The sequence below is a fragment of the Mycolicibacterium parafortuitum genome (assembly GCF_002086815.1).
Classification (GTDB): Bacteria; Actinomycetota; Actinomycetes; order Mycobacteriales; family Mycobacteriaceae; genus Mycobacterium; species Mycobacterium parafortuitum.
The window spans coordinates 14,088-40,868 of record NZ_MVID01000023.1 but is presented as its reverse complement, the minus strand read 5'-3'; the positions used below and the strand labels follow the sequence as shown (position 1 = coordinate 40,868).

The window sequence follows — 26,781 nt, the reverse complement described above, 5'->3', positions numbered from 1 at the left end:
AAGCACAGAGAGGTAACCGATGTCAGTCAGTATCCGGCGAGACGCGACGCGTCTCGGGGTGTTCCTGGCTGTCTGCCTGCTCGGTGTGTTCGGCCTGTTCGCGGTGTTCGGCCAGATGCGCTTCGGTGAGAAGACCCAGCAGTACCGCGCCGAGTTCGTCAACGTGACCGGGCTGGAGACCAACGACTTCGTCCGCATCGCCGGGGTCGAGGTCGGCAAGGTCAACAACGTCGAGATCCAGCCCGACACCACGGCTCTGGTCGAGTTCACCGCCGACGACTCGGTGGTCCTCACCGAGGGCAGCCGCGCGGTGATCCGTTACGACGACCTGATCGGCGGGCGCTACCTCGCCCTCGAAGAGGGGGCGGGCGGTACCCAGCGGCTGCAGCCCGGTGACACGATCCCGCAGGCCAGGACGTCGCCTGCGCTCGACCTCGACGCACTGATCGGCGGGTTCCGGCCGCTGTTCCGCGCGCTGGACCCGGACCAGATCAATGCGCTGTCGGGGCAGCTGATCACGGCACTGCAGGGCCAGGGCGGCACCATCAACTCGTTCCTGGCCCAGACCGCGGCGCTGACCAGCACGCTGGCCGACCGCGACCAGCTGATCGGAGAGGTGATCGTCAACCTCAACACGGTGCTGGGCTCACTCGGCGACCAGAGCGACCAGTTCGGCAAGGCCGTCGACTCGCTGTCCCAGCTGGTCGAGGGGTTGTCCGAACGCAGGCAGGAGATCAGCAACGGGCTGGCGTACACGAACGCCGCCGCGGGCAGCATCGCCGACTTCCTGACCGAGGCCCGCCCGCCGCTGAAGAAGACGATCGACGAAACCGACCGTGCCGCAGGCATCGTCGTCGCCGACCACGAGTACTTCGACAACCTGATCAACACGTTGCCGGACGCCTACCAGGTGCTGGCGCGCCAGGGCATCTACGGCGACTTCTTCAGCTTCTATCTGTGCGACATCGTCCTCAAGCTCAACGGCAAGGGCGGCCAGCCGGTCTACGTGAAGGTCGCCGGGCAGTCCAGCGGGAGGTGTGCGCCGCGATGAGGCCCTTCAGTGAACGCAACCAGTTCGTCATCGGTGCCGTCGGCGTCGGGATCACCGCGGCCATCGTGGTGGGCGCGGTGAACTACGACAAGATCCCACTGTTCGATCCGGGCCGTGAGTACACCGCGCATTTCGCCGAGGCCGGCGGGCTGACCACCGATGCGGCGGTACAGGTTTCGGGATTCAAGGTGGGCCAGGTCAAGTCGATCGAGTTGGACGGTCCGCAGGTGCTGGTCACGTTCACCGTCGACAAGGACATCCGCCTGGGCGACCGCACCGAGGCGGCGATCAAGACCAAGGGCCTGCTCGGCACCAAGATCCTCGAGGTCGTCGCGCGCGGCGAGGGCCGACAGGACGGCACCATCCCGCTCGCGCGCACCACGTCGCCGTACCAGCTTCCGGATGCGCTCGGTGAGCTGTCGGCGACCATCAGCGGCCTTGACACCGACCAGCTTTCGGAATCGCTGCGAGTGCTCTCGGCGACGTTCGCCGACACCCCGCCGCAGCTCAAGATCGCGGTCGAGGGCGTCGCGCGGTTCTCCGACACCCTCAACCAGCGTGACGCGCAGCTGCGTGGCCTGCTGGCGAATGCGAACAAGGCCACCACCGTGCTGGCCGAACGCAGTGATCAGGTGGTCAGCCTCGTCTCGAACACCAACGCGCTGCTGGCCGAACTGCAGAACCAGAGCGCGGCGGTGGATCAGATCTCCGGGAACATCTCCGCGCTGAGCCAACAGCTGCAGGGCTTCATCGGCGAGAACCGCGCCACCATGAAACCCGCGCTGGACAAACTCAACGGTGTGCTGACCATCCTCGACAACCGCAAGGAGCGGCTGCAGAAGTCGCTGAGCCTGCTCAACGACTACTCGATGTCGCTGGGCGAATCGGTGTCGGCGGGGCCGTTCTTCAAGACCTACGTGGCCAACCTGCTGCCCGGTCAGTTCCTGCAGCCGTTCATCGACGTCGCGTTCTCCGACCTCGGCCTGGACCCGAATGTCCTTCTGCCGTCGGAGCGCAGCGATCCGCAGGTCGGTCAGGCGGGTACCCCGGCGATGCCGGTGCCGTTCCCGCGCACCGGTCAGGGCGGGGAGCCGCGGATGACGATCCCGGACGCGATCACCGGTAACCCCGGTGACGCGGGCTGTGGCCCGCCCGGCATCCCGCTGCCCGGCCCCACGGGCTGCTACCCGTACCGCGAGCCGCTGCCGGCCCCGCCGCCCGGCGGACCGCCACCCGGCCCACCCGCGGTCGCGCCGCCCGGGTTGGCGTCGGTGCCCACACCGGACACCGGACTGTTGGTGCCCGCGCCCGGCGAAGCGCCGCCGCTGGTACCCGTCCCCGGGGAGGGCTCACGATGAGGAATCCCCGCACCTGGGTCGGTCTCGTGCTGGTGGTGCTGCTCGTCGCGGGCGTCGCGATTCTGGTGCGCACCACCGACAAGGTGAACCGCGTGAACATCGTCGCGTACTTCGAGAACAGCAACGGCATCTACGTCGGCGACGACGTCCGCATCCTCGGGGTGCCGGTCGGCCGGATCACCTCGATCGAACCCGAACCCGAACAGGTCAAGATCTCGTTCTGGTACGACGCCCGCTACGACGTGCCCGCCGACGCGGCCGCCGCGATCCTGTCGCCGGCGCTCGTCACGGCCCGCGCGATCCAGCTCACGCCGGTCTACACCGGCGGGCCGGTGATGGCTGACAACACGGTGATCCCGTTGCAGCGCACCGTCGTCCCGGTCGAATGGGATCAGGTGCGCGCACAGTTGGAGCGGCTCAGCGAGACACTGCAGCCGACCGAACCCGGTGACGTCAGCCCGCTGGGCTCGGTGATCAACACCACCGCCGACAACCTGCGCGGTCAGGGCGCCAGCATCCGCGAGACCGTCGTCAAACTGTCGCAGGCGTTCTCGGCACTCGGCGACCACAGCACCGACGTGTTCTCGACGATCAAGAACCTCGCGATCCTGGTGTCGGCGCTGCAGGACAGCACCGATCTGATGCGCCGCCTGAACCAGAACCTCGCCTCGGTCACCGGGTTGCTCACCGACGGGCCCGACGAGGTCGCCAACGCGATCCGCGACCTCAACGACGTTGTCGTGCAGGTGCAGGGCTTCGTCTCGGAGAACCGTGAAGCGCTCGGCACCACCTCGGAGAAGCTGGCCGGTGTCACCACGGCGCTCACCGAGAGCCTGGAAGACATCAAGCAGTTCCTGCACGTCGCTCCCACCACGTTCCAGAACTACGTGAACATCTGGCAGCCCGCCCAGGGCGCGATCAGCAGCGTGCCGCAGATCAACAACTTCGCCAACCCGATCCAATTCCTGTGTGGTGCGGTGCAAGCCGCATCCCGGCTGGGCGCCGAGGAGTCGGCGAAGCTGTGCGTGCAGTACCTGGCGCCGATCATCAAGAACCGGCAGTACAACTTCCCGCCGCTGGGGCTGAACCAGCTCGTCGGCGCCACCACGCGGCCCAATGAGCTGACCTACAGCGAGGATTGGCTTCGCCCGGACTACATCCCGCCGGCCGGAGCTGCTCCCGCACCCGCCCCGGTGGCGGATCCGGCGACGCTTCCGCCGGGTCAGGGACCCTTGATGCTCGACGCCCCGGCAGGCGCCGCGGAGATGCCGGTCACGACCGATCCGAACCACGGTCTCGCGGGCATGATGGTGCCGGGAGGCGGATCATGACCGTGCCGAGATCAGGCGCGGGGGTACTGGCCCTGTCGCTCGTCGTCGCGGTCGCGGCGTCCGGATGTGGTTGGCGTGGGCTGAATTCCGTGCCACTGCCGGGCACCCAGGGCCATGGCCCCGGCTCGTTCACCATCCAGGCGCAGATGCCCGACGTCGACAACGTCGAGCAGAACTCGCGGGTGCGCGTCGGCGACGTCAACGTGGGCACCGTTAGCAGGATCGAACGCCAGGGCTGGGACGCGCTGGTGACGATGACGCTCGACGGTGATGTGAACCTGCCCGCCAACGCGACCGCGAAGGTCGGCCAGACCAGCCTGCTGGGTTCGCAGCACATCGAATTGGCCGCCCCCACCGGCGAGGCGCCGAGGGGCCGCCTCGCCGAGGGCGACGTGATCCCGCTGGCGTCCTCGGGTGCGTATCCGAGCACCGAGCAGGCGCTGGCCGCGGTGGCGCTGTTGCTCAACGGCGGTGGGCTCGGCAACATCCAGGACATCACCGATGCGCTGTCCACCGCGTTCGCCGGCCGCGCGAACGACCTGCGCAGCCTGATCGAACAGCTCGACATCGCCGTCGGGCACCTGGAGGACCAGACCGACGACATCATCGCGACCTCGGAGAGCCTCAACAACCTGGTCGGGCAGATCGCCGAGCAGAAACCCGTGGTGGACAAGGCGCTCAAGACCATCCCGGATGCGCTGGCGGTGCTGCGCGACCAGCGCGACACCCTGTCGGAGGCGCTGGTGCAGCTGGGCCGGTTCAGCGCGCTGGCCGCCGATTCGGTGAACCAGACCCGCGACGCGCTGGTCCAGGAACTCAAGGACCTCGGACCGGTGCTGCAGTCGCTGGCCGACGCCGGACCCGCACTGACCCGCGCGCTGAGTTTCCTTCCGACGTTCCCGTTCCCGAAGGAGACACTGACCAACTGGATGCGCGGCGATTACGCCAACCTGACACTGGTCGTCGACCTGACACTGAGCCGCATCGATCAGGGATTCCTCACCGGAACCCGGTTCGAGTGCAACCTGACATGGCTGGAGCTGCAGTGGGGCCGCACCATCGGGCAGACACCGAGCCCGTGCAACCACAACGTCCCGCCGCCGGGCGGAAACCCGTTGGTGGCGCCGTACCGCTGGGATCAGGGGCGCTGACATGCGGTTGACCAGACAGATGCTGATCCAGCTCGCGATCTTCGCGGTGCTGGCCGTATCCGCCATCGGCATCATGGTTTTCGGCTACATGCGGGTACCGGAGATGGCCGGGATCGGCCAGTACAAGGTGACCCTGGAGCTGCCCGAGACCGGTGGACTCTACGAGCGCAGCAACGTGACCTACCGCGGGTCCCAGGTCGGGATCGTCGAACGGGTCGGCCTGACCGAGCGTGGGGTGGCCGCCGAGCTGTCACTGAACTCCGACGTCAAGATCCCGGCCGATCTGGTCGCGTCGGTGCGCAGCCAGTCCGCGGTGGGGGAGCAGTTCGTCGAACTGGTTCCGCAGAGCGGCTCGGGGCCCGAGTTGCGCAACGGCGACGTGATCCCGCGGGACCGGGCGCGGGTGCCCGCCGACGTCAACACCGTGCTGGAGCTGACCAACGAAGGCCTGCAGGCGATTCCGCAGGACAACCTCAGGACCGTCGTCGACGAGGCCTACGAGGCCGTCGGCGGTCTTGGTCCGGAACTGCGCCGTCTGGTCAGCGGGTCCACGCAGCTGGCGATCGACGCCAGGGCGAACCTCGACTCGCTGACCACGGTGATCGACCAGTCCCGCCCGGTGCTCGATTCGCAGACCGAGACCTCGGGGTCGATCCAGGCGTGGGCGTCGAACCTCGCCGACATCACCACCCAGCTGGAGAGCCAGGACAGCGCGGTGTCGGGCATCCTGCGCAACGGCCCCGGCGCGGCCGAGGAGACCAGGGCGCTGTTCGACGATCTGGCGCCGACACTGCCGATCGTGCTGGCCAACCTGGTCAGCGTCGGCGAGGTCGCCGTCGCCTACCAGCCGAACCTTGAGCAGCTGCTGGTGCTGCTGCCGCAGGGCACCGCGGTGACCCAGGCGGTGGGCGTCGCCAAGAGCGGCACCAAACAGGACTACATGGGCGACTATCTCGTCTTCAACCTGAACCTGAACGTCCCGCCTCCGTGCACCACGGGCTTCCTGCCCGCGCAGCAGCAGCGCGCGCCGACGTTCGAGGACGCACCCGACCGCCCCCAGGGCGACCTGTACTGCCGGGTGCCGCAGGACAGCGCGTTCAACGTCCGTGGCGCGCGCAACATCCCGTGCGCGACGGTGCCCGGCAAACGCGCGCCGAGCGCAGCGATGTGCGAGAGCAACGAGGTGTACGTCCCGCTGAACGAGGGCTACAACTGGAAGGGCGACCCGAACGCTACGCTGTCCGGGCAAGCCGTCCCGCAGTTGCGACCAGGGCAACAACCAGAGGCGGCTCCACCGCCGGGACCGGCCCAGCCGCCCATCGCGGCCGCCGAATATGATCCCGCAGACGGCACGTACGTCGGTCCGGACGGACGGGTGTACACCCAGTCCAACCTGGCCGGAAGTGCCAAAGAGGAGCAGACATGGCAGACAATGTTGCTGCCCCCGAAGGGGAACTGACCGAGGGCGCCGAGCCCACCGAGGGTACTGAGCCCACCGAGATCGACGGGATAGACGAGGCCGCCGAGATCGACGAGCCGGCCGCCCCGCGGTGGTCGCACGTCAAGCTCGCACTGGTCGCGGGCCTCGTCGGGGTGCTCGCGCTGACGGCTCTGACCGGATGGCTGGGCTACCGGACCTACGAGTCGAGCCGCGCCGAGCAGCAGCGCAACCTGTTCCTGCAGGTGGGCCGCCAGGGTGCGCTGAACCTGACGACGATCAGCTGGGAGAGCGCCGAGGCCGACGTGCAGCGCATTCTCGACTCGGCGACGGGAACGTTCTACGACGACTTCCAGCAACGCGCCGAACCGTTCGTCGAGGTGGTCAAGCAGGCGCAGTCCAAATCGGAGGGAACCATCGCCGAGGCCGGCCTGGAGTCCGCGAACGCGGACGAGGGGCAGGTCCTGGTCGCGGTCACGGTGCGCACGACCAACGCCGGTGCCCCCGAGCAGGCTCCCAGGGCCTGGCGGATGCGGTTGACGGTGCAGGAGATCGACGGTGAAGCCAAGGTGTCGAAAGTGGAGTTCGTCCCGTGACCGATGACGTGAAGAACGACGAAACCACGGCTGTGGAGCTCGAGGAGTCGTCCGCGATCGAGGACACCGAAGCCGCCGAGGACACCGAAGCCGCCGAGGAGACCCCAGCCGCCGACGACACCCCAGCCGCCGAGGACACCGAAGCCCCGGCGCCGAAGTCCACGCGCGGCATCGAGTGGTCGCGGGTGCTCGCGTTCGTCGTGCTGCCCGCGCTGGCACTGGTGCTGGCCGCCGGAGCGGGATATCTGAAGTATCTCGACGACTCCAACCGGGACGGGGTCATCACGGTGCCCGTCGAGGGCACGCCGTCGCCGGCGGAATCCGCGGTGCAGGCCGCACGCGACGGCACGATCGCGCTGCTGTCCTACGCCCCGGCCACCGTCGAGGAACAGCTCAATGCCGCCCGTGACCTGCTGACCGGCGAGTTCCGCGAGTCGTACACGTCGCTGACCAACGATGTGGTGATCCCGGGCGCCAAGGAGAAGCAGATCGCCGCGGTTGCCTCGGTGCCCGCCGCGGCCTCGGTGTCGGTGTCGCCGGAGGAAGCCGTGGTGCTGCTGTTCGTGAACCAGACGGTGACGGTCGGGGCGGGTGCGCCGACCGATACCGCCTCGAGCGTGCGGGTCACGCTGGAAAAGGACGGCGACCGCTGGCTGATCTCCAAGTTCGACCCGGTGTAATCCGCCGGCTCGCCCCGGTCGACGCCCAGACGCTCTGGCTGTCCGCCGCGATCCCGGACGACCAGTTCCTGGTGTACGCGTTCGACGGTCGCGCGGATGACCTGGACGCGGCGTTGGCCGAGGTCATGGAGCGGGCCGGGGCATGTCCCGAGCTCGGGCTGCGGGTCGTCGACACCGGCTTCTGGAGCTATCCGGAGTGGGCGCACCGCGCCGTCGGCGCCGATCACGTCGTCGTGCACGACCTTCCCGACGCGAGCTGGGACGGTTGCCTGGCCGCCGTCGCGGCGATGGGCGGCGAGCAACTCGACGCCCGCGAGCTGACCTGGCGGCTGCACGTGTTCCCCGGGGTCGCCGGAATTCCCGGCGCCACCGGGGACGGCGCCGTGGTGGCCGTGCAGATGTGCCACTCCCTCGGCGACGGGATCCGGGCCTCGGCGCTGGCCGCCTACCTGCTCGGCCGAAACGCTGACCTGCCCGTCGCGCAACCGCGCCGGATCAGGTCGTGGGCGTTGCCCTGGCACGCGGCACGTGCAGCCCGCGCCCACCGCAGGCTCGTCCGTGACACCGCCGCGGGACTCGTGCCCGCGCAGGCGGATACCCGGCCCGTGCTGCACAGCAACACCGAGCCCGGCGGGGATCGTCACCTGCGGACGGTGATCTGCACGCCGGAGCGGCTGCGTCGTCCGACGGTCACCGTCGGGGCGATGACCGCGATCTCGGCGGCGTTGGCTGGGCACCTGCGCGCCCTCGGAGACGATCCGGCGCACCTGGGCGCCGAGGTGCCGATGGCGAAAACCGCTCCACGGCAGGCGAACAACCATTTCGGCAACGTGGCCATCGGTCTCTATCCGGACGACGAACCCGTCCGCCGGGCCGAGCGGATCGCCGCGGATCTGCGCCGGCGTCGCCGCAGGGCCGCGCACCCCGCGATGCGCGCGGAGGAGGCGGCCTCGGCCGCGGTGCCCGCACCGCTCCTGCGCTGGGCTGTGGCGCAATTCGATCCTGACGTGCGCTCGCACCAGGTCACCGGCAACACCGTGGTGTCCAGCGTGAACCGCGGCGCGAAGGACCTCCGGTTCGGAGGCTCCGGCGTGCTGCTGACCGCGGGCTTCCCGGCGCTGTCCCCGATGATGGGGGTCACCCACGGTGTGCACGGCATCGGTGACAGCGTCGCGGTCAGCGTGCACGCGGCCGACTCCGCGATCGCCGACATCGACGCCTACGTCGAGCGGCTGGAGTGGGAACTGCGCTGACCCGGTCCAGCGACGGCTGCGACGGTGTTATACAGAGCAATGTCCAATAGAGCAGCGGCCAATCCGTACCTGGAGGGCGCCCACGCACCGCTGTCGGCGGAGTACACGCTGACCGAGCTCGAGGTCAGCGGGACGATCCCGGACCACCTCGACGGGCGCTATCTGCGCAACGGGCCGAATCCGATCGGCGAGATCGACCCCGAGCTGTACCACTGGTTCGTCGGCGACGGCATGGTGCACGGCATCCGCCTGCGTGACGGCCGGGCCGAGTGGTACCGCAACCGCTGGGTGCGTGGACCGCAGGCCGCCCGGTTACTCGGTGCGCCCGCGCCCCGCGCGCCCCGCGCGCCCCGCGGGCACCGCGGGGTCGCGTCCGTCGGCGCGAACACCAACGTGATCGGCCATGCCGGAAAGACGTTGGCGCTCATCGAAGCCGGGGTGACGAACTACGAGCTGACCGAGGAGCTCGACACCGTCGGCGCCTGCGATTTCGACGGCACGCTCACCGGCGGGTACACCGCCCATCCCAAACGCGACCCCGAGACGGGCGAGCTGCACGCGATCTCGTATCAGGTGATGGGCCGAAACACCGTGCAGTACTCGGTGATCGGGGTCGACGGGAGGGCGCGGCGCACCGTCGACATCGAGGTCACGGGATGTCCGATGATGCACGACTTCTCGCTGACCGAGCGCTATGTGGTGATCTACGACCTGCCGGTGACCTTCGACGTGCGCCGTGCGGTCGAGACGAGCGTCCCGCGCGGACTGCGGATGCCCGCGCGACTTGTGTTGTCCGCGTTGCTCGGCCGCATCCGGATTCCCGACCCGATCGCCGCCCGCAAGCCCGATACCAGTGTGTCGGACCACAGCTTCCCGTACTCGTGGAACCCGCGGTATCCGGCCCGGGTCGGGGTGATGCCGCGCGACGGCGGCAACGCCGACGTCCGCTGGTTCGACGTCGAACCGTGCTACGTCTTCCACCCGATGAACGCCTACGACTCGCCGATCGACGACACCGTCGTGCTCGACGTGGTCCGGCATCCCAAGATGTTCGCCACCGAGTTTCACGGGCCGAACGAGGGCCCGCCGACCCTGGACCGCTGGACGATCGACCTGGCCGACAGGAAGGTGCGCGAGACCCGCATCGACGACCGGGGCCAGGAGTTCCCCCGGGTCGACGAGCGGCTCGTCGGGAAGCGGCACCGGTACGGGTATGCGCCGCAGGTCACCGGCGGCGCCGAGGCGAGCGATGTGCTGCTCAAGCACGATTTTCTCGGCCAGGGGTCGGCGAGCCGGGCGTTCGGCGCCGGAAAGGTCGTGGGGGAGTTCGTGTTCGCACCGTCGTCGGCCGACGCCGCCGAGGACGACGGGGTTTTGATGGGTTACGTGTACGACCGCGCGACCGATCGCAGCGAGTTGGCGATCCTCGACGCCGCCACTCTGGAGGACGTGGCCCGCGTCAAACTGCCCCACCGCGTGCCCGCCGGCTTCCACGGAAACTGGGTTCCCGCGGGGTGAAGGGGTGGGCAGCAGCGTGACAGATGTTCTAAGTTTTGTTACATGACTGCCTACGATGTCGGACTCCTGATCCTGCGTGTGGTCCTCGGCCTCACGATGGCCGCGCACGGCTACAACAAGTTCTTCGGCAAGGGCGGACTCAAGGGCACCGCCGGCTGGTTCGACAGCATGGGGATGAAGCCCGGCATGTTCCACGCCCGGGTGGCGGCCGGCACCGAGATGGCGGCAGGCATCGGGCTCGCGGTCGGGCTGCTGACCCCGATCCCGGCGGCCGGCTTCGTCGCGCTGATGCTGGTCGCGGCGTGGACGGTGCACAAGCCGAACGGCTTCTTCATCGTCAAGGAGGGCTGGGAGTACAACCTGGTGCTCGCCGCGTCCGCCGTCGCCATCGCGGCGACGGGTGCGGGCCAACTCAGTCTCGACCACCTGCTGTTCAGCGGTTCGGCGTTGTACGACTACCTGCACGGCTGGTGGGGTCTGCTGATCGCCGCGGTGCTCGGGCTGGCCGGCGGCATCGGTCAGTTGGCGATCTTCTACCGCCCGCCCGCCAAGACCGGGGCCTAGTCAACCCGCGAGCAGACGCAAACTCGCGCGAATCCCGCCGGAATCGCGCGATTTTGTGTCTGTTCGGCGAAGGAGAATTGGAACACGTTCTAGTCTGAACGGATGGGGTTTCTCAAGCAGGACGCGCCCGTCGTCGACTACGCGGAATGGAGCAAGGGGACCAGGGCCGAGCGGATCGTCCCGATGGCCCGGCACTGGGCCGAGGTGGGTTTCGGAACCCCGGTGGTGCTGCACCTGTTCTACGTGCTGAAGATCCTGCTCTACGTGCTCGTCGCGTGGCTGATCGTGCTGAGCACCGCCGGGATCGACGGGTTCACCAACGTCGCCGCCTGGTACCACGAGCCGATCGTGTACCAGAAGGTGGTCTTCTACACGATGCTGTTCGAGGTCGTCGGCCTCGGCTGCGGGTTCGGCCCGCTCAACAACCGGTTCTTCCCGCCGATGGGATCGGTGCTGTACTGGTTGCGGCCCAAGACGATCCGGCTGCCTCCGTGGCCGAACCGGGTGCCGCTGACATCGGGGGACACCCGCACCCCGGTGGACGTCGTGCTCTACGCGGCGCTGCTCGTGGTGCTCGTGATCGCGCTGTTTTCTGATGGCACCGGCCCGATCCCGGAACTCGGCTCCGAGGTCGGGGTGCTGCCGGTCTGGCAGACCGCGGCGATCATCGGCCTGCTCGTGGTCGCCGGGCTGCGCGACAAGGTCATCTTCCTGGCCGCCCGCGGCGAGGTGTACGGCTCGCTGGCGGTGTGCTTCCTGTTCACCGGTGCCGACATCATCATCGCCGCCAAGCTTGTGTGCCTGGTGATCTGGCTCGGAGCGGCGACCTCGAAGCTCAACAAGCACTTCCCGTTCGTCATCTCCACGATGATGAGCAACAATCCCGTCATCCGGCCCCGGTCGATCAAGAGGAAGTTCTTCGAACACTTCCCCGACGATCTGCGGCCCGGCCGCGCGTCGCGGTTCCTGGCGCACTTCAGCACGGCCGTCGAAGGTCTGGTGCCGCTGGTGCTGTTCTTCTCGCACGGCGGCTGGGCCACCGCGATCGCGGCCGTCGTGATGCTGATCTTCCACTTCGGCATCCTGTCGGCGATCCCGATGGGTGTGCCGCTGGAGTGGAACGTCTTCATGATGTTCAGCGTCGTCGCGCTGTTCGTCGGCAACGCCGGCATCGGGCTGGGCGACCTGCAGAGCCCGTGGCCGATCGTGTTGTTCGTCGCGGTCGCGGGCACCGTGGTGCTCGGAAACCTGTTCCCGCGCAAGGTCTCGTTCCTGCCCGGCATGCGCTACTACGCGGGCAACTGGGACACCACGCTGTGGTGCGTCAAACCGTCGGCATCGGAGAAGATCACCGACGGCATCGTCGCGATCGCGAGCATGCCCGCCGCCCAGATGGAGAAGTACTACGGCAGCAAGGAAACCGCGGAGATGTACCAGTACATGGGGTACGCCTTCCGGTCCTTCAACACCCACGGACGCGCGATGTTCACCCTCGCGCACCGCTTGATGGCCGACGGCAACGAGGACGACTACGTTCTCACCGACGGCGAACGGATCTGCTCGACGGCGATCGGCTGGAACTTCGGCGACGGCCACATGCACAACGAACAACTGATCGCCGCACTGCAGAAGCGCTGCCGTTTCGAACCCGGCGAGGTGCGGGTGCTGATTCTCGACGCGCAGCCGATCCACAAGCAGCGCCAGGAGTACCGCCTCGTCGACGCCGCGACCGGCGAGTTCGAGCGCGGCTACGTGATGGTGGCCGACATGGTGACCCGGCAGCCCTGGGACGACACCGTGCCGGTGTACGCGACCTGGCAGAAGGGCGGTTAGCCCATCACGTCGCGGACGGGCACGCTCTCCAGGCCGGTGAGCAGCAGTTCGCGGGTCTTGTCGAGGTGCTTGCGCCAGTGGGCCTCGGCGCCGTCGGCGTCGCGGGCGCGCAGGAACTGCAGCAGCCGGCGATAGGACCGAAGCAGCGTCTCGTAGTCCGCCTTGGACACCGGCCTGCGTTCGTTGAACACGAAAGCCGTGTGCCTGACCGTGATCTCGTGCAGCATGCCCGCGATGATGCTCAGCGTCGCATTGCCGGACAGCTGCACCACCCGCAGGTGGAACGCGCCGGTGGTCTCGGCCAGTCGCGGCGACCGGAAGTCGTCGGTGACGAGCTGTTCGAGCATCGTCTCCAGCTCGTCGAACGCTGCGGCCGAACCGGTTTCGGCCAGCAACCGGGCGGCCATCGGTTCGATCGCGGACTTCGCGGTCAGCAGGTCGGCGATGGTGGCGCCGGAGAGTTCCAGCAGCAGGCCCGCCGGGCGGGCGACCACCTCGGGACCCGGGACGCGCACCCGCGCACCGGTGCGCGATCCGCGGCGCACCTCGACCAGCCGCTCCGATTCGAGCACCCGCACCGCTTCGCGCAACGTCGGTCTGCTGACCCCGAAGTGGGCCATCAGCTCGGCCTCGTTCGGCAGGAAGTCGCCGTCTTTGAGCTGACCCTCGACCACCATCCGGCGCAGCGTCCCGGCCACGAGCTCGGCGGTCTTCGGCGAGCGCACGGCCGTGCGGGAGGCGATGGCGTCGGGGCCGATCATCGGCGCCAGGGGCGTGTCGCGAGCCATGGCACCTCCTTCGACGGTCGACCTAGCTATGCAACTCAGTAAACCATGTGGGGCGGCAACTGCCCGATTTGCCAGGACAACGAGAGTCCGCGTGGCATGGTATCGGCCATGCCGCAGCAGCTGACCCCGAATGAGGCCGCCGCCCGGCTCGAACCCGCCGATACGCTGGGCATACCGCTGGGTCCAGGGCAGCCGCCCGCGCTGCTGCGGGCCCTCGGGGAACGCACCGACTGGTCCGATCTGCGCGTGTACGGGGCACTGCTGGCCGTGGGCACCGAACTGTTCTCCCGCCCCGGTGTGCACTACCTGTCCGGCTTCTTCGGCCCGCTGGAGCGGGCGCTCAGGGATGCCGGCGCCCACATCGAATTCACGCCCGCCGACTTCCGCCGCTTCGGGCCGCTGCTCGAACGGCAGGCGCCGCGGGTGATGACGACGGTCGCGACGCCTCCGGACGCCGACGGCTGGTGTTCGCTGTCCCTGCACTCCGGCGGCACGGTCGACGAGCTGCGCCGGGCGGGCGCCGACCCGCAGCGGCTGCTCGTCGTCGAGGTGTCCGACGGGTACCCGCGCACCTTCGGCCTCGGCGAGCGGCAGGGCCACGCGCTGCACATCGACGAGATCGACGTGCTGGTGCCCTCGTCGGACACGCCGCTCGCACTGCCCACCGCGCCACCGACCGACGTCGACACCGAGATCGCCAGGAACGCCGTCGCGTTCATCGAATCCGGGGCCACGTTGCAGACGGGGATCGGCTCGATCCCCAGCCAGATCGCGACGCTGCTGGCCCAGGGCGACGGCGGCGACTACGGGCTGCACAGCGAGATGTTCACCGACGGATGCATGCAGTTGCATCGCGCGGGCAAGATCACCAACGCCGGTAAGGGCCTCTACGACGGGGTGAGCGTGACGACGTTCGCCTTCGGCTCCGAGGACCTGTACGCGTGGCTCGACGGCAACACCGATGTCGCATTCCTGCCGGTCGACATCGTGAACTCGCCCGAGGTGATCGCGGCCAACCGGCGCATGGTGTCGATCAACGGTGCGCTGGCGGTCGACATCCACGGTCAGGTCGTCGCCGACACCATCGACGGCGAGCAGTTCAGCGGGATCGGCGGGGCCGAGGATTTCGTCGCCGCGGCCGGCCTCGAACTGTCGGACCGCTCGCTGGTCTGCCTGCCGTCGACCTACCAGAAGGACGGGGCGCTGCGGTCGCGGATCCTGCCGTGGTTCGGCCCGGGTGCGGTCGTCACCACGCCGCGCCACCACGTGGACGTCATCGTCACCGAGTACGGGGCCGCGGAGCTGGAAGGCCGGACGGTGCAGGAGCGCGGCCGGGCGCTGGCCGCGATCGCCCACCCGCTGTTCCGCGACGACCTACTCGCCGCGGCCGAGCGCGCCGCCGGGGGCCGCTCACCGGTGGTGTGACCGCGCGTGAGGACCCCCACCAACCAGTAGGTTGACCTAGTAAACCTTGTTCGTTTACGTTCGAGGCAAGACCCCGTGAAAGAAGGAGTATCACCATGGCTGAAGCCGTCATCGTCGAGGCTGTCCGGTCACCAGTCGGTAAGCGCAACGGCGCCCTGTCGGGGATCCACCCGGCGGAGTTGTCGGCTCAGGTGCTCAACGGCCTGGTGGAGCGCGCCGGGGTCGACCCCGCGCTCGTCGACGACGTCATCTGGGGCTGCGTGATGCAGGCCGGCGAGCAGGCTCTCGACATCGCCCGCACCGCCGTGCTGTCGGCCGGCTGGCCCGAGACCGTCCCCGGCGTGACCGTGGACCGCCAGTGCGGCTCCAGCCAGCAGTCGCTGCACTTCGCCGTCGCCGGTGTGATCGCCGGACACTACGACGTCGTCGTCGCCGGTGGCGTCGAGTCGATGTCGCGGACCCCGATGGGCTCGTCGCTGGCCAACGGCGGAAACCCCTACGGCGAGTCGTTCAAGGCCCGTTACGACAAGACCCCGAACCAGGGCGTCGGCGCCGAGATGATCGCCGAGCAGTGGGGCTTCAGCCGTACCCAGCTCGACGAGTTCTCGCTGCGTTCGCATGAGAAGGCCGCAGCCGCACAGGATTCCGGTGCGTTCAAGGATCAGATCGTCGGAATCAAGACCAAGGACGCCGACGGCAACGACACCGTGGTGCTCGAAGACGGCGGTATCCGCCGCGGCGGCACCGTCGAGTCGATGGCCAAGATCAAGCCCGCGTTCCGGGAGGACGGCGTGATCCACGCCGGAAACTCCAGCCAGATCTCGGACGGTTCGGCCGCGCTGCTGATCATGTCGGCGGAGAAGGCCAAGGACCTCGGCCTCAAGCCGCTGGCCAAGGTGCACACCGCGGTGCTCGCGGGCGCCGACCCGGTCATCATGCTCACCGCGCCGATCCCGGCCACCCAGAAGGCGCTGGCCAAGTCCGGTCTGTCAATCGACCAGATCGGCGCGTTCGAGGTCAACGAGGCGTTCGCGCCGGTTCCGATGGCCTGGCTCAAGGACATCGGCGCCGACGAGGCCAAGCTGAACCCCAACGGCGGCGCGATCGCACTCGGCCACCCGCTCGGCGGTTCGGGGGCACGCATCCTGACCACGCTGCTGTACCACATGCGGGACAACAACATTCAGTACGGCCTGCAGACCATGTGCGAGGGTGGCGGCCAGGCCAACGCGACCATCCTGGAGCTCCTGTGACCGAGACCGCAGTGGAGCCCGGCGCACTCACCGAGCGCCGGGGGAACGTCCTGATCATCACGATCAACCGTCCCGAGGCCCGCAACGCCGTCAACCAGGCCGTGTCCATCGGTGTCGGTGACGCGCTGCAGGCCGCACAGGACGATCCGGAGATCCGCGCGGTCATCCTGACCGGTGCCGGCGACAAATCCTTCTGTGCCGGTGCGGATCTCAAGGCGATCTCGCGTGGCGAGAACCTGTTCCACCCGGAGCATTCGGAGTGGGGCTTCGCCGGTTACGTGCGGCACTTCATCGACAAGCCGACCATCGCCGCGGTCAACGGCACCGCTCTCGGCGGCGGCACGGAGCTGGCGCTGGCCAGCGATCTGGTGGTGGCCGAGGAGCGCGCGAAGTTCGGCCTGCCCGAGGTCAAGCGCGGCCTGATCGCCGGTGCCGGTGGAGTGTTCCGGATCGTGCAGCAGCTGCCGCAGAAGGTCGCTCTTGAGCTCATCTACACCGGTGAACCGCTGTCCTCGGCGGATGCGCTCAAGTGGGGCCTGATCAACCAGGTGGTGCCGGACGGCACCGTCCTGGACGCGGCCCTTGCGCTCGCCGAACGCATTGCGGTCAACGCGCCGTTGGCCGTTCGTGCCAGCAAGCGGGTGTCCTACGGCGCGATCGACGGCGTGGTCGCCGCCGACGAGCCGTTCTGGAAGCAGACCTTCGGTGAGTTCTCGACGCTGCTGAAGACCGAAGACGCCATGGAGGGGCCGCTGGCCTTCGCCCAGAAGCGCGAGCCCGTCTGGAAAGCAAAGTAAGGAAGGCGAAAAGCCAATGAAGCGAACGATTTACGAAGCGGAGCACGAGGCCTTCCGCCAGACCGTCAAGGACTACATCGAGCGTGAGCTCGTGCCCAACGCGGAGAAGTGGGAGACCGAGCGTCTCGTCGACCGGTCGGCGTACACCGCCGCGGGCAAGTACGGTCTCATCGGGTTCAACATGCCCGAGGAGTTCGGCGGCGGCGGATCGGACGACTTCCGGTTCAACGCGATCATCGACGAGGAGACCGCCAAGGCCGGTGTGCACGGCCCCGCGCTCAGCCTGCACAACGACGTCGTCGGCCCGTACTTCAAGGAACTGGCCAACGACGAGCAGAAGCAGCGCTGGATGCCCGGCATCACCAGCGGCGAGCTGATCATCGCGATCGCGATGACCGAGCCCGGCGCGGGCAGCGACCTGGCCGGCATCCGCACCTCGGCCGTGCGCGACGGTGACGACTGGATCATCAACGGCTCCAAGACGTTCATTTCGTCGGGCATCAACTGCGACCTGTGCGTGGTGGTGGCCCGCACCGATCCCGAGGCCGGGCACAAGGGCTTCACGCTGTTCGTGGTGGAGCGCGGTATGGAGGGCTTCACCCGGGGCCGCAAGCTCGACAAGATGGGCCTGCACAGCCAGGACACCTCCGAGCTGCACTTCGAGAACGTCCGCGTGCCCAACGCCAACCTGCTCGGCAAGGAGGGTCGCGGGTTCTACCACCTGATGACCAACCTGCCCTCTGAGCGGCTGTCGATCGCGATCTCGGCGATCGCCGGCGCGCGTGCGGTGTTCGACGAGACGCTGCAGTACTGCAAGGACCGCAAGGCGTTCGGTCAGCCGATCGGCAGCTTCCAGCACAACCGCTTCCTGCTCGCCGAGATGGAGACCGAGCTCGAGGTCACCGAGAACTACATCGACCGCTGCCTGCAGGGCGTCGTCGACGGTGAGCTGACCGCGGTCGAGGCGGCCAAGGCCAAGTGGTGGGCCACCGAGACCGCCAAGAAGGTCGTCGACCAGTGCGTGCAGCTGCACGGTGGCTACGGCTACATGCTCGAATACCGCGTCGCGCGGGCCTATGTGGACGGACGTATCCAGACGATCTTCGGTGGCACCACCGAGATCATGAAGGAGATCATCGGCCGCGAGCTGGGCGTTTAACCACGCCGATCAGACACAAAATCGCCCCCTTTCACGCGAAAGGGGGCGATTTTGTGTCTGATCGGTCCGAGCGTCAGCCGACCGGAGCCTCGGCGGCCGGGGACAGCGGCGTGGTCTGCGCCGGCGCCTCAGTCGTCTCGGTCGCCTCGGCGGGGCCCGGAGCCGGCTCGGTGGTCTCCGTGCTGCTGGTGCTCGTCGGCGTGATCGGGGCCGGCGCCTGCGCCGGGTTGAGCACCTTGTCGACGATGTAGATCCGCGCGTTCAGCGCCTGGATGCCGCCGCAGACGACCTCGGCGGTTTCGTTGACCTGGATGTCGCCGCCGGAACCGGTCACCTCGATCTCGGTGCCCTCCTGCGTCGGGCGCTGGCCCTTGACGTCGTCGGGGCCGAGCAGGCCCAGGAACGCGTGGTAGTACAGCAGCGACGTCAGCGCGGCCGGATCGGTGCGCAGCATCTCGAGCTGATCGGCGGGCAGTTCCGCGAACGCCTCGTCGGTCGGCGCGAAGATCACGTAGGGCCCGTTGTCGAGGACGCTCGCGATGTTGACGGCCGGGTTGAACTGGCCCGAGACCGCCGAGCTGAAGGTCGAGATGGTCGGGATCTGCGACAGCGCGCTGCTGATCGGCAGGTTCGCCAGCGCCTTCCAGTTCGGCAGTGCTTCCTTGAACGCGCCGCACTCCGGGCCCTGCGGATCCGGGATCTCGGCGACCGTCGTGGTCGGCTCGGCGGAGGCGTTGACGGCGAGCGGTACGGACAGGGCGATGGCGGCGGCGCTGAGTGCGACGCCGACGGCCTTGCTTCGGCGGGTCTTCACGGTGAGCTCCTTACATCTGTCAAGTCGCCTGGAATGGTATGTGCCCGAAATGGTCACGGCCAAGTCGACCGACCGGGTCGCGGCCCCGTTTGCGGCCGCAAACACCGCTGTGAGCTGCGAGTTCGCTATTGGGCGCGGATGGTGCAGAGATGTTCGGAAAGGCCCCACAGCGCGAGCGCACGGCCCTCGTCGATCGCGTACGGCGCCGCCTGGGCGACCCGGCAGTCGGACAGGTACAGCGCGCCCCGGCCGTCGAGCTCGTCGCTGACCGCGGCCCACACCTGGGTGGCCGCGCCGTACTCGGGAGTCGTGAACTGCTTGCGGAAATCGGTGGCGGGGCGTTCCGGGTTGCGGGTCGCGGTCGACTTGTTCAGCGCGGCGAAGTCGTCGTTGGTCATGTGCCGGGCCAGGGAGGTCGCGACGATCCCGGGGTGCACCGCGAACGCACGCACGCTGCTGTCGCGCAGGCGCCGGTCGAGCTCGACCGCGTGCAGCACGTTGGCGGTCTTCGACGCGCCGTAGGCGGCGAACTTGTCGTACTCGCGGTGCTCCCAGTTGGGGTCCTCGAAATCGATGTCGCTGATGCGGTGCCCCTCCGACGACAGGTTCACCACCCGGGCGCCGTCGGCGGCGACCAGCGCCGGGAACAGCAGCCGGGTCAGCTCGAAATGCCCCAGATGATTTGTGCCGAACTGGATCTCGAAGCCTTCGACGGTCCTGCCGAACGGCGTGAACATGACGCCCGCGTTGTTCATCAGCACGTGCACCGCCGGGGTCAGCTCACCGATCTGCTCGGCTGCGGACGCGACGCTCGACAGCGACGTCAGATCGAGCTGCACCTGGGAGAGCTGGGCGTCGCCGACCTCGGCGCGCACCCACGCCTCGGTGTCCGCGAGCGCCTCGGCGTTGCGGGCCGCCAGGATCACGTGTGCGCCCGTGCTGGCGAGTGCTCGGGCCGATTCGCGGCCCAGACCCGACGAGGCGCCGGTGATGACGCAGGTCTTGCCGCTGAGGTCGACTCCGTCGACGATGTCGAGCGCGGTGGGGTCAGACGTCGTTGTCACGTTCGAAGGATTGCACGTCGCGCGCCGCCGTGGGGAAACCGCCCCCGTCCTACGATGGCGCCTATGGCCGAGCCCCTGATCCTGTCCCTGGCGGGACACACCCCCGACCTGCACCCCGACAGCTGGGTCGCCCCCAACGCGACCGTGATCGGCCAGGTGATCCTCGGCGCGGGCGCGAGCGCGTGGTACGGCGCGATCCTGCGGGCCGAGGTCGAACCGATCGACATCGGCGCCGGCACGAACATCCAGGACAACGTCACGATCCACGTCGACCCGGGCTTCCCGGCCCGGATCGGCTCCGGGGTGTCGGTCGGGCACAACGCGGTGCTGCACGGGTGCACCGTCGAGGACGACTCGCTGGTCGGGATGGGCGCCGTCGTGCTCAACGGCGCGGTGATCGGGGCGGGCTCGCTGATCGCCGCTGGGGCGGTGGTCCCGCAGGGCGCCGTGATCCCGCCCGGCTCGATGGTGGCCGGTGTGCCCGGCAAGGTCCGCAGGCAACTCGGCGACGACGAGATCGCCGGCATCCGCACCAACGCGACGCTCTATCAGGAGCTCGTCAAGGTGCACCGTGACGCAGGCAACGCCTGACCCAGGTTCTGAACCGGTGACCGCGGGTACAGCCCTACGGTGAACACCGTCCGCACCCTGGTCACCGGCGCGACCGGCTACATCGGCTCGCGCCTCGTCACCGAGCTCCTGCAGGACGGCCACCAAGTGGTCGCCGCGAGCCGCGATCCGGCTCGGCTGGCCGAGTTCGGCTGGTACGACGAGGTTTCGGCGGTCGCCCTCGACGCCCACGACGAGACGTCGGTCCAGCAGGCGTTGACCCAGGCGGGTCCCGTCGACGTGGTGTACTACCTCGTCCACGGCATCGGGCAGCCCGGATTCCGGGAGGCGGACAACCGGGCCGCGGCCAACGTCGCCGCGGCCGCGAAGGCCGCCGGTGTGCGGCGCATCGTCTATCTCGGCGGCTTCGTCCCCGACGACGACTCGTTGTCGGAGCACCTGACCAGCCGGGCCGAGGTCGCCGCGGCGCTGACCGTCGACGGCGGTCCCGACGTCGTGTGGCTCGGTGCGGCCATCGTGATCGGCGCCGGCTCCACGTCGTTCGAGATGCTGCGCTACGTCGCCGACCGATTCCTGTTGCTGCCCATGCCCGAATGGTCGGTCAACCCGATCGACCCGATCGCGGTCAGCGACGTGCTGCACTACCTGGTCGCCGCGGCCGACCCGAAGGTTCCGGCCGGGGCCTACGACATCCGGGGACCCGAGACCACCACCTACGGCGACCTGTTGCGGACCTACGCACGCATCGCGGGGATCTGGCGGGCGCCGGTCGCGGTGTACGGCATCGACACGTCGATGGTGTCGAAGGTGACCGGGCTGGTCCTGCCGGTTCCCGGCGGGCTGGCCGCCGACCTGGTGGAGTCCCTCGACTTCCCGATGATCGCGTCCGCGGGCGGGTTGTCCGCATTCGTGCCCGATCCGCCGGACGGGCTGGTCGGGGTCGAGGACGCGATCCGCCGCGCGGTCGGCAGCGCACCGCGCAGGCCGGTCAACGAACTGCTCGACCCGCATCACCTCGCCGACACCGACCCGGGCTGGGCCGGCGGTGATGTGTCGCGGTTGCGGCAACTGGCGAGCGCGGTGACCCCACCGTTGGTGCAGCCGATGCTGGGACTGCTGGCCTTCGTGCCCCGGCCGTTCGCCGCGGCGATCCGCACCGGGCTGGATACGGTGCTGGGGATGGTGCCCAAGGTGATCCCGGCGTGAGCGCGCCGACGAGCTGGGCCGGCGAGCTGCGCAAGATCGCGGCGACGAAGGCGCCCCCGTACAACGAGCCGCCGTCGGTGATCGGCAGGCGCAAGGTGATCGTGTCGGTGGTGGTGCTCGTCGGCGCCGCACTGCTCGGTTACTCGCTCAGCAGGCCGCCGGGGGACGAGACGTTCATCTGGCTGACCCTCGCGCTCGCCGGTGTGTGGGCCGCCGGTGCTTTCCTGTCGGGCCCGCTGCACATGGGCTACGTCTGCTTCCGCGGGCGCAACCAGCGTCCCGTCATCACCGGCACCCTGATCGGCATCGCGCTCGGCGGGGTTTTCGTCCTCGGCGCCCTGGTGGTCCGGGAGATCCCCGCCGTGAACGACTACGTCCGCGAGGTGCTGCAGTATTCGAACGCGGGCCCGCTCTACCTGATCGTGTTCATCACGGTGATCAACGGTGTGGCCGAGGAGATGTTCTTCCGCGGCGCGGTCTACACCGCGCTGCTCAAACACCATCCGATCATCTTGTCCACCGCGCTGTACGTCGTGGCCACCGCGGCGACCACCGGCAACCCGATGCTGGGCTTCGCCGCGATCATCCTCGGCACCGTCTGTGCACTGCTGCGGCGCGCCACCGGGGGAGTGCTCGCCCCGATGCTGACCCACTTCTTCTGGGGTCTGGTCATGGTGCTCGCACTTCCCCCGATGTTCGGCGTCTAACGCAGCGGGTGCGCGACCTCGTCGCGGTGCATCCGGGCCGCCCAGATCGCGACCAGGGCCAGCACCACCGGAACCACGCCCGCGGCCAGGAAGATCGCCTGCATCGACACCACTTTCGACAGCGGGCCGACGATCGCGAACGACACCGGCATGAAGGCCAGCGAGACGAAGAAGTCCAGGCTCGACACCCGGCCCAGCATCTCGGGCGGAACCCGCCGCTGGAGAAGTGTGGACCAGATGACCATCCCCGCGCCGTCGGTCAGCCCGACGATGAACGATGCGAGCGCCATCACCGCGAACGACGACGTCATCCCCAGCGCGATCAGCGGAATCGAGCCGGCCCCCCAGCACACCAGCATCGTGGTCAGGTAGCGCCGCGGCATCGGTCGCGACGACACCCCGAGAGCGCCCAGCGCGCTGCCCAATCCGAAGAAGGCCAGCACGAATCCGTAGGTCTGCTCGCCGTGCTCGAACCGGTCCTGCACGACGAACGGCAACAGCACCTCGATCGGCCCGAGCACGACGAGCACGAACACACTCGCGAACAGCAGCGTCCACAACAGCCACGGCGTCTTCACCATGAACGCGAAGCCGTCTTTGAGATCCCGCATCAGCTGTGGCCGATCACCGGCGATCGCAACGGGTTTCGTCGGCAGCCGGGTCGCCAGCAGCAACACCAGCCCGACCCCGAACAGCGCTGCGACCATCGACGCACCCAGGGCCGGGAACGTCGCACCGATCACCAGCCCGGCGACCGCGGGCCCGACCGCGCGCTGGAACACCGGGCGCACCACGCCCTCGACCCCGTTGGCCGCCAGCAGTTGCTCGGCGGGCAGGATCCTCGGCAGGATCGCGCTGTAGGCCGGGAAGAAGAACGCCGCCGCGACCCCGAGCGCGCCCGCGGCCAGCGCCATATGCCAGATCTGCAGCGCACCAAGGAATCCGAGGACGGCGACGGCCGTCGCGACGGCGGTGTTGACCACCTCGACGATGATGATGATCGCGCGCAGGCTCAGCCGGTCAGCGGCCAGCCCGCCGACGAGCACAAACGCGACCAGGCCCGCCGCCAGGCAGGTGGCCACCAGCGACAGTGCGGTGGGATCGTTGGTGAGCTCGATGACCTGCAATGCCATCACCACGGCCCACATGCCCTCGGCGAAGATCGACAGCGACACCGCGGCGATCAACAGGCGGTACTCGCGGAACCGGAACGGGGCGAGCACGCGCCACCCGCCGGCGATCACCGGCTGCTGGATCTCGAACTGCGTGCTCACCTATCGATGGTGGCCGATTCACCTGATGCGGGTCGAATGATTTTCTGAGCCTCGACCTCGTGGGCGAATGTGGGGGTTGTGCACGCCGAACCGCGGATTCGCGTACACAGGGCCCACAGTCGTGGGTCGGGATGCCTCAAACGTCGGTGAATTTCGGTGCGCGCCGCTGCTGGAAGGCCTGGGTGCCCTCGCGGAAGTCATTGGAGTGCAACAGCTCAAGCTGACCCTTGGTCTCGCGCTCCAGGGCGGGCTCCAGCTCGGTGAGCGTCGCGGCGTTGATGGCGTTCTTGGTCAGGCGCAGCGAGGCCGCGGGGCCGGTGACGAGGGTGTTGACGACTTTGTCGACCTCGGTCTCGAAATCGTCGGCCGGGTAGACCGCGCTGACCAGACCCCAGTTGTAGGCCTCCGCGGCGGGGATGCGCTCGGCCAGCAGCGCCATCCGCAACGCCCGGATGCGGCCCACCGCGGCCGCGATGAGCGCCGACGCGCCGCCGTCGGGCATCAGGCCGATCTTGGTGAACGCCAGCATGAAGAAGGCCTTCTCCGATGCCAGCACCACGTCGCAGGCGAGCGCCAGCGAGACCCCGACGCCCGCGGCGGCGCCCTGCACGACGGCGACGGCGGGCTGGGGCAGGTTCGCGATCGCGCGGATGCAACGGTTCGCCGCGTCCAGCACATCGTCGGGCGTGCCGGACGCGCCCGGGTTGGCGTGGTCCTCCTCGCTGATGCCCGCCCCCGAGCAGAAGCCGCGGCCGGCGCCGCCGATGCGGACCACCCGCACCCGCGAGTCACCCGCGGCGCGTTCCAGCGTCGCGGCGAACGTCTCCAGCATCGGCGCGCTGAGCGAGTTCAGGCTGTCGGGACGGTTCAGCGTCACGGTGAGCACGCCGCCGTCGAGGCTGACGGTGAGGTGGTCGATGCCCTGATACGCGTCGGTGGTGGTCATGAATGTCCCCTTCATCGGGGGCCTTCCAGACTGCTGAAGCCCCGTGGCCCGGTCGACTTGGTTATACAAGTAAGCTATGTCGCGGTCAACCGATCGATACTCATGAAGGGCGGTCAGCGTGGCTGGACCACTACAGGGACTTCGAGTTGTGGAGCTGGCCGGCATCGGCCCCGGGCCTCACGCCGCAATGATTCTCGGCGATCTCGGCGCCGACGTGGTGCGCATCGAACGCCCAGGTAAGGGCCCCGGACCGGCGACCAATCCGAGTCGTGACTATCTGCTGCGCAACCGCCGCTCGGTCGCGGCGAACCTGAAGAGCGACGAGGACCGCGACATGGTTCTGCGTCTGATCGCCAAGGCCGACGTGCTGATCGAGGGCTTCCGGCCCGGCGTCACCGAGCGGCTCGGCCTCGGCCCGCAGGATTGCGCCAAGGTCAACGAGAAGCTGATCTATGCCCGCATGACCGGCTGGGGGCAGGACGGCCCCCGCGCCCAGCAGGCGGGACACGACATCAACTACATCTCGCTCAACGGCGTCCTGCACGCGATCGGGCGCAAGGGGGAGCGGCCGGTGCCGCCGCTGAACCTGGCCGGCGACTTCGGCGGCGGTTCGATGTTCCTTCTGGTGGGTGTGCTCTCGGCCCTCTACGAGCGGGAACGCTCCGGCAAGGGTCAGGTCGTCGACGCGGCGATGGTCGACGGCTCCAGCGTGCTGTCGATGATGATGTGGTCGTTCCGCGGCATGGGCATGTGGAGCGACGAGCGCGGCGTGAACATGCTCGACACCGGTGCGCCGTACTACGACACCTACACCTGCGCCGACGGCCGCCACATCGCGGTGGGTTGCATCGAGCCGCAGTTCTACGCGGAGTTCCTCAAGGGGATCGGCCTCGACGGCGCGGACCTGCCCGACCAGAACGACATGAGCCGCTGGCCGGAACTCAAAGAAGCCTTCACCACGGCGATCGCGGCCCACGACCGCGATCACTGGGCTCAGGTCTTCGCCGGCACCGACGCGTGCGTGACGCCGGTGCTGTCGTTCGCCGAGGTGGAGTCCGAACCGCACAACACCGAGCGCGACACCTTCTACAGCGAGAGCGGGTTCCTCTACCCGGCGCCCGCGCCGCGGTTCTCGCGCTCGGCCCCGACCGCGCCCAAGGCGCCCGGGGTGCCCGGCGCGGACACCGAAGCCGTTCTGCAGGAATGGCTCTGACCCTTACTTTTTAAAACCGTCACGAAAGGACACGTTTCTGTGGAGATCAAAGACGCCGCCGCCGTCGTCACCGGAGGTGCTTCCGGCCTCGGTTTGGCGACGACCAAGCGACTGCTCGACCGGGGCGCCTCGGTCGTCGTCATCGACCTCAAGGGTGAGGACGTCGTCAAGGAACTCGGCCCGCGCGCGAAGTTCGTCGAGGCCAACGTGACCGACCCCGAGCAGGTGGCCGTCGCGCTCGATGCCGCCGAGGAGTTCGGCCCGCTGCGCATCAACGTCAACTGCGCCGGCATCGGCAACGCGGCCAAGACGCTGAGCAAGGACGGCCCGTTCCCGCTCGACGGCTTCACCAAGGTCATCCAGGTGAACCTGATCGGCACGTTCAACGTGCTGCGGCTGGCCGCCGAGCGCATCGCGAAGACTGAGCCCATCAACGGTGAGCGCGGCGTCATCATCAACACCGCGTCGGTCGCCGCGTTCGAGGGCCAGATCGGCCAGGCCGCGTACTCGGCGTCCAAGGGTGGCGTGGTCGGCATGACCCTGCCGATCGCCCGCGACCTGTCCCGTGAGTTCATCCGCGTGTGCACCATCGCCCCCGGTCTGTTCAAGACCCCGCTGCTGGGCTCGCTGCCGCAGGAGGCCCAGGACTCACTGGGCAAGCAGGTGCCGCATCCGGCCCGTCTGGGTGACCCCGACGAGTACGGCGCGCTGGCCGTGCACATCGTCGAGAACCCGATGCTCAACGGTGAGGTCATCCGCCTCGACGGCGCCATCCGCATGGCCCCGAGGTGA

Annotated in this window: 25 protein-coding genes; 20 read left to right on the top strand and 5 right to left on the bottom strand. The window is 68.7% G+C overall.

Features of this window, described 5'->3' with window-relative positions:
• Positions 1–19 precede the first annotated feature (19 nt).
• From BST38_RS21425 to BST38_RS21375, 11 genes are all read left to right on the top strand, one after another.
• Positions 20–1,051: a virulence factor Mce family protein gene (locus tag BST38_RS21425; RefSeq protein ID WP_083145498.1), complete on the top strand. Its 1,032-nt coding sequence runs from the start codon at positions 20–22 to the stop codon at positions 1,049–1,051.
• Positions 1,048–2,409 (top strand): MCE family protein, encoded by a 1,362-nt coding sequence (locus tag BST38_RS21420; RefSeq protein ID WP_083145570.1) that lies wholly within the window; start codon positions 1,048–1,050, stop codon positions 2,407–2,409. Before BST38_RS21425 ends, BST38_RS21420 begins: the two co-directional genes overlap by 4 nt.
• On the top strand, positions 2,406–3,740 hold the full coding sequence (locus tag BST38_RS21415) for an MCE family protein (RefSeq protein WP_083145497.1): 1,335 nt from the start codon (positions 2,406–2,408) through the stop codon (positions 3,738–3,740). The genes BST38_RS21420 and BST38_RS21415 overlap by 4 nt, the downstream gene beginning before the upstream one ends.
• Complete coding sequence (locus BST38_RS21410; RefSeq protein ID WP_083145496.1) at positions 3,737–4,891, top strand: MCE family protein; 1,155 nt, start codon at positions 3,737–3,739, stop codon at positions 4,889–4,891. Before BST38_RS21415 ends, BST38_RS21410 begins: the two co-directional genes overlap by 4 nt.
• A 1-nt stretch (position 4,892) precedes the next feature.
• Positions 4,893–6,350, top strand: a complete 1,458-nt coding sequence (locus tag BST38_RS21405; RefSeq protein WP_083145495.1) for an MCE family protein — start codon at positions 4,893–4,895, stop codon at positions 6,348–6,350.
• Entirely contained in the window at positions 6,314–6,925 is a 612-nt protein-coding gene (locus BST38_RS21400; protein WP_083145494.1) for an Rv1363c family protein, read from the top strand. Before BST38_RS21405 ends, BST38_RS21400 begins: the two co-directional genes overlap by 37 nt.
• Positions 6,922–7,605 carry an Rv1363c family protein gene (locus BST38_RS21395; RefSeq protein ID WP_083145493.1) on the top strand — a complete coding sequence of 228 codons (684 nt, stop codon included), beginning with the start codon at positions 6,922–6,924 and terminating at the stop codon, positions 7,603–7,605. Before BST38_RS21400 ends, BST38_RS21395 begins: the two co-directional genes overlap by 4 nt.
• A gap of 71 nt (positions 7,606–7,676) precedes the next feature.
• On the top strand, positions 7,677–8,858 hold the full coding sequence (locus BST38_RS21390; RefSeq protein WP_237160867.1) for a WS/DGAT domain-containing protein: 1,182 nt from the start codon (positions 7,677–7,679) through the stop codon (positions 8,856–8,858).
• Positions 8,859–8,897: 39 nt separating this feature from the next.
• A complete protein-coding gene (locus BST38_RS21385; protein ID WP_083145491.1) occupies positions 8,898–10,376 on the top strand; it encodes a carotenoid oxygenase family protein in 1,479 nt (492 codons plus the stop codon).
• Positions 10,377–10,418: 42 nt separating this feature from the next.
• Positions 10,419–10,940, top strand: coding sequence for a DoxX family protein (locus BST38_RS21380; protein ID WP_083145490.1), 522 nt, complete (start codon positions 10,419–10,421; stop codon positions 10,938–10,940).
• Between the two features lie 102 nt (positions 10,941–11,042).
• Complete coding sequence (locus tag BST38_RS21375) at positions 11,043–12,773, top strand: DUF3556 domain-containing protein (RefSeq protein WP_083145489.1); 1,731 nt, start codon at positions 11,043–11,045, stop codon at positions 12,771–12,773.
• On the opposite strand, the gene BST38_RS21370 is transcribed toward BST38_RS21375, so the two are convergent.
• Positions 12,770–13,561 (bottom strand): FadR/GntR family transcriptional regulator, encoded by a 792-nt coding sequence (locus BST38_RS21370; protein WP_083145488.1) that lies wholly within the window; start codon positions 13,559–13,561, stop codon positions 12,770–12,772. The genes BST38_RS21375 and BST38_RS21370 overlap by 4 nt on opposite strands.
• Positions 13,562–13,669: 108 nt before the next feature.
• Here BST38_RS21370 and BST38_RS21365 point away from each other — a divergent pair, with 108 nt between their 5' ends.
• The 4 genes from BST38_RS21365 (at position 13,670) to BST38_RS21350 (ending at position 18,195) form a co-directional block, all read left to right on the top strand.
• Positions 13,670–14,986 carry an acetyl-CoA hydrolase/transferase family protein gene (locus tag BST38_RS21365; RefSeq protein WP_083145569.1) on the top strand — a complete coding sequence of 439 codons (1,317 nt, stop codon included), beginning with the start codon at positions 13,670–13,672 and terminating at the stop codon, positions 14,984–14,986.
• Positions 14,987–15,081: 95 nt separating this feature from the next.
• Positions 15,082–16,239, top strand: a complete 1,158-nt coding sequence (locus tag BST38_RS21360; RefSeq protein WP_083145487.1) for a thiolase family protein — start codon at positions 15,082–15,084, stop codon at positions 16,237–16,239.
• Positions 16,236–17,036, top strand: coding sequence for a crotonase/enoyl-CoA hydratase family protein (locus tag BST38_RS21355; RefSeq protein ID WP_083145486.1), 801 nt, complete (start codon positions 16,236–16,238; stop codon positions 17,034–17,036). The genes BST38_RS21360 and BST38_RS21355 overlap by 4 nt, the downstream gene beginning before the upstream one ends.
• 16 nt (positions 17,037–17,052) lie before the next feature.
• A complete protein-coding gene (locus BST38_RS21350; RefSeq protein ID WP_083145485.1) occupies positions 17,053–18,195 on the top strand; it encodes an acyl-CoA dehydrogenase family protein in 1,143 nt (380 codons plus the stop codon).
• Between the two features lie 73 nt (positions 18,196–18,268).
• Here BST38_RS21350 and BST38_RS21345 read toward each other — a convergent pair whose 3' ends face one another.
• Together BST38_RS21345 and BST38_RS21340 are read right to left on the bottom strand one after the other, a co-directional pair.
• On the bottom strand, positions 18,269–19,009 hold the full coding sequence (locus tag BST38_RS21345) for a fasciclin domain-containing protein (RefSeq protein WP_083145484.1): 741 nt from the start codon (positions 19,007–19,009) through the stop codon (positions 18,269–18,271).
• 125 nt (positions 19,010–19,134) lie between these two features.
• On the bottom strand, positions 19,135–20,073 hold the full coding sequence (locus BST38_RS21340) for an SDR family NAD(P)-dependent oxidoreductase (RefSeq protein WP_083145483.1): 939 nt from the start codon (positions 20,071–20,073) through the stop codon (positions 19,135–19,137).
• Between the two features lie 63 nt (positions 20,074–20,136).
• Here BST38_RS21340 and BST38_RS21335 point away from each other — a divergent pair, with 63 nt between their 5' ends.
• The 3 genes from BST38_RS21335 to BST38_RS21325 are packed head-to-tail and all read left to right on the top strand — an operon-like array spanning position 20,137 to position 22,556.
• Positions 20,137–20,664, top strand: a complete 528-nt coding sequence (locus BST38_RS21335) for a gamma carbonic anhydrase family protein (RefSeq protein WP_083145482.1) — start codon at positions 20,137–20,139, stop codon at positions 20,662–20,664.
• A 39-nt stretch (positions 20,665–20,703) separates the two neighbouring features.
• Positions 20,704–21,849, top strand: a complete 1,146-nt coding sequence (locus BST38_RS21330; protein ID WP_083145481.1) for an NAD(P)H-binding protein — start codon at positions 20,704–20,706, stop codon at positions 21,847–21,849.
• The gene (locus BST38_RS21325; RefSeq protein WP_083145480.1) at positions 21,846–22,556 is read left to right on the top strand and encodes a CPBP family intramembrane glutamic endopeptidase; all 711 of its coding nucleotides are present in this window, start codon (positions 21,846–21,848) and stop codon (positions 22,554–22,556) included. Before BST38_RS21330 ends, BST38_RS21325 begins: the two co-directional genes overlap by 4 nt.
• Here the strand turns inward: BST38_RS21325 and tet(V) are convergent.
• Positions 22,553–23,812 carry a tetracycline efflux MFS transporter Tet(V) gene (gene tet(V) / locus BST38_RS21320; RefSeq protein ID WP_237160873.1) on the bottom strand — a complete coding sequence of 420 codons (1,260 nt, stop codon included), beginning with the start codon at positions 23,810–23,812 and terminating at the stop codon, positions 22,553–22,555. The two genes, BST38_RS21325 and tet(V), sit on opposite strands and share 4 nt — an antisense overlap.
• Before the next feature lie 154 nt (positions 23,813–23,966).
• Entirely contained in the window at positions 23,967–24,776 is an 810-nt protein-coding gene (locus tag BST38_RS21315; protein WP_083145478.1) for an enoyl-CoA hydratase, read from the bottom strand.
• A gap of 118 nt (positions 24,777–24,894) precedes the next feature.
• Here BST38_RS21315 and BST38_RS21310 point away from each other — a divergent pair, with 118 nt between their 5' ends.
• Complete coding sequence (locus tag BST38_RS21310) at positions 24,895–25,989, top strand: CaiB/BaiF CoA transferase family protein (RefSeq protein ID WP_083145477.1); 1,095 nt, start codon at positions 24,895–24,897, stop codon at positions 25,987–25,989.
• A 39-nt stretch (positions 25,990–26,028) separates the two neighbouring features.
• Complete coding sequence (locus tag BST38_RS21305; RefSeq protein WP_083145476.1) at positions 26,029–26,781, top strand: 3-hydroxyacyl-CoA dehydrogenase; 753 nt, start codon at positions 26,029–26,031, stop codon at positions 26,779–26,781.

Excerpts from the sequence above, each read along its gene's own strand:
- BST38_RS21425 (WP_083145498.1), top strand. The coding sequence starts at position 20 with ATGTCAGTCAGTATCCGGCGAGACGCGACGCGTCTCGGGGTGTTCCTG.
- BST38_RS21420 (WP_083145570.1), top strand. The coding sequence starts at position 1,048 with ATGAGGCCCTTCAGTGAACGCAACCAGTTCGTCATCGGTGCCGTCGGC.
- BST38_RS21415 (WP_083145497.1), top strand. The coding sequence starts at position 2,406 with ATGAGGAATCCCCGCACCTGGGTCGGTCTCGTGCTGGTGGTGCTGCTC.
- BST38_RS21410 (WP_083145496.1), top strand. The coding sequence starts at position 3,737 with ATGACCGTGCCGAGATCAGGCGCGGGGGTACTGGCCCTGTCGCTCGTC.
- BST38_RS21405 (WP_083145495.1), top strand. The coding sequence starts at position 4,893 with ATGCGGTTGACCAGACAGATGCTGATCCAGCTCGCGATCTTCGCGGTG.
- BST38_RS21400 (WP_083145494.1), top strand. The coding sequence starts at position 6,314 with ATGGCAGACAATGTTGCTGCCCCCGAAGGGGAACTGACCGAGGGCGCC.
- BST38_RS21385 (WP_083145491.1), top strand. The coding sequence starts at position 8,898 with ATGTCCAATAGAGCAGCGGCCAATCCGTACCTGGAGGGCGCCCACGCA.
- BST38_RS21380 (WP_083145490.1), top strand. The coding sequence starts at position 10,419 with ATGACTGCCTACGATGTCGGACTCCTGATCCTGCGTGTGGTCCTCGGC.
- BST38_RS21375 (WP_083145489.1), top strand. The coding sequence starts at position 11,043 with ATGGGGTTTCTCAAGCAGGACGCGCCCGTCGTCGACTACGCGGAATGG.
- BST38_RS21370 (WP_083145488.1), bottom strand. The coding sequence starts at position 13,561 with ATGGCTCGCGACACGCCCCTGGCGCCGATGATCGGCCCCGACGCCATC.
- BST38_RS21365 (WP_083145569.1), top strand. The coding sequence starts at position 13,670 with ATGCCGCAGCAGCTGACCCCGAATGAGGCCGCCGCCCGGCTCGAACCC.
- BST38_RS21360 (WP_083145487.1), top strand. The coding sequence starts at position 15,082 with ATGGCTGAAGCCGTCATCGTCGAGGCTGTCCGGTCACCAGTCGGTAAG.
- BST38_RS21350 (WP_083145485.1), top strand. The coding sequence starts at position 17,053 with ATGAAGCGAACGATTTACGAAGCGGAGCACGAGGCCTTCCGCCAGACC.
- BST38_RS21335 (WP_083145482.1), top strand. The coding sequence starts at position 20,137 with ATGGCCGAGCCCCTGATCCTGTCCCTGGCGGGACACACCCCCGACCTG.
- BST38_RS21315 (WP_083145478.1), bottom strand. The coding sequence starts at position 24,776 with ATGACCACCACCGACGCGTATCAGGGCATCGACCACCTCACCGTCAGC.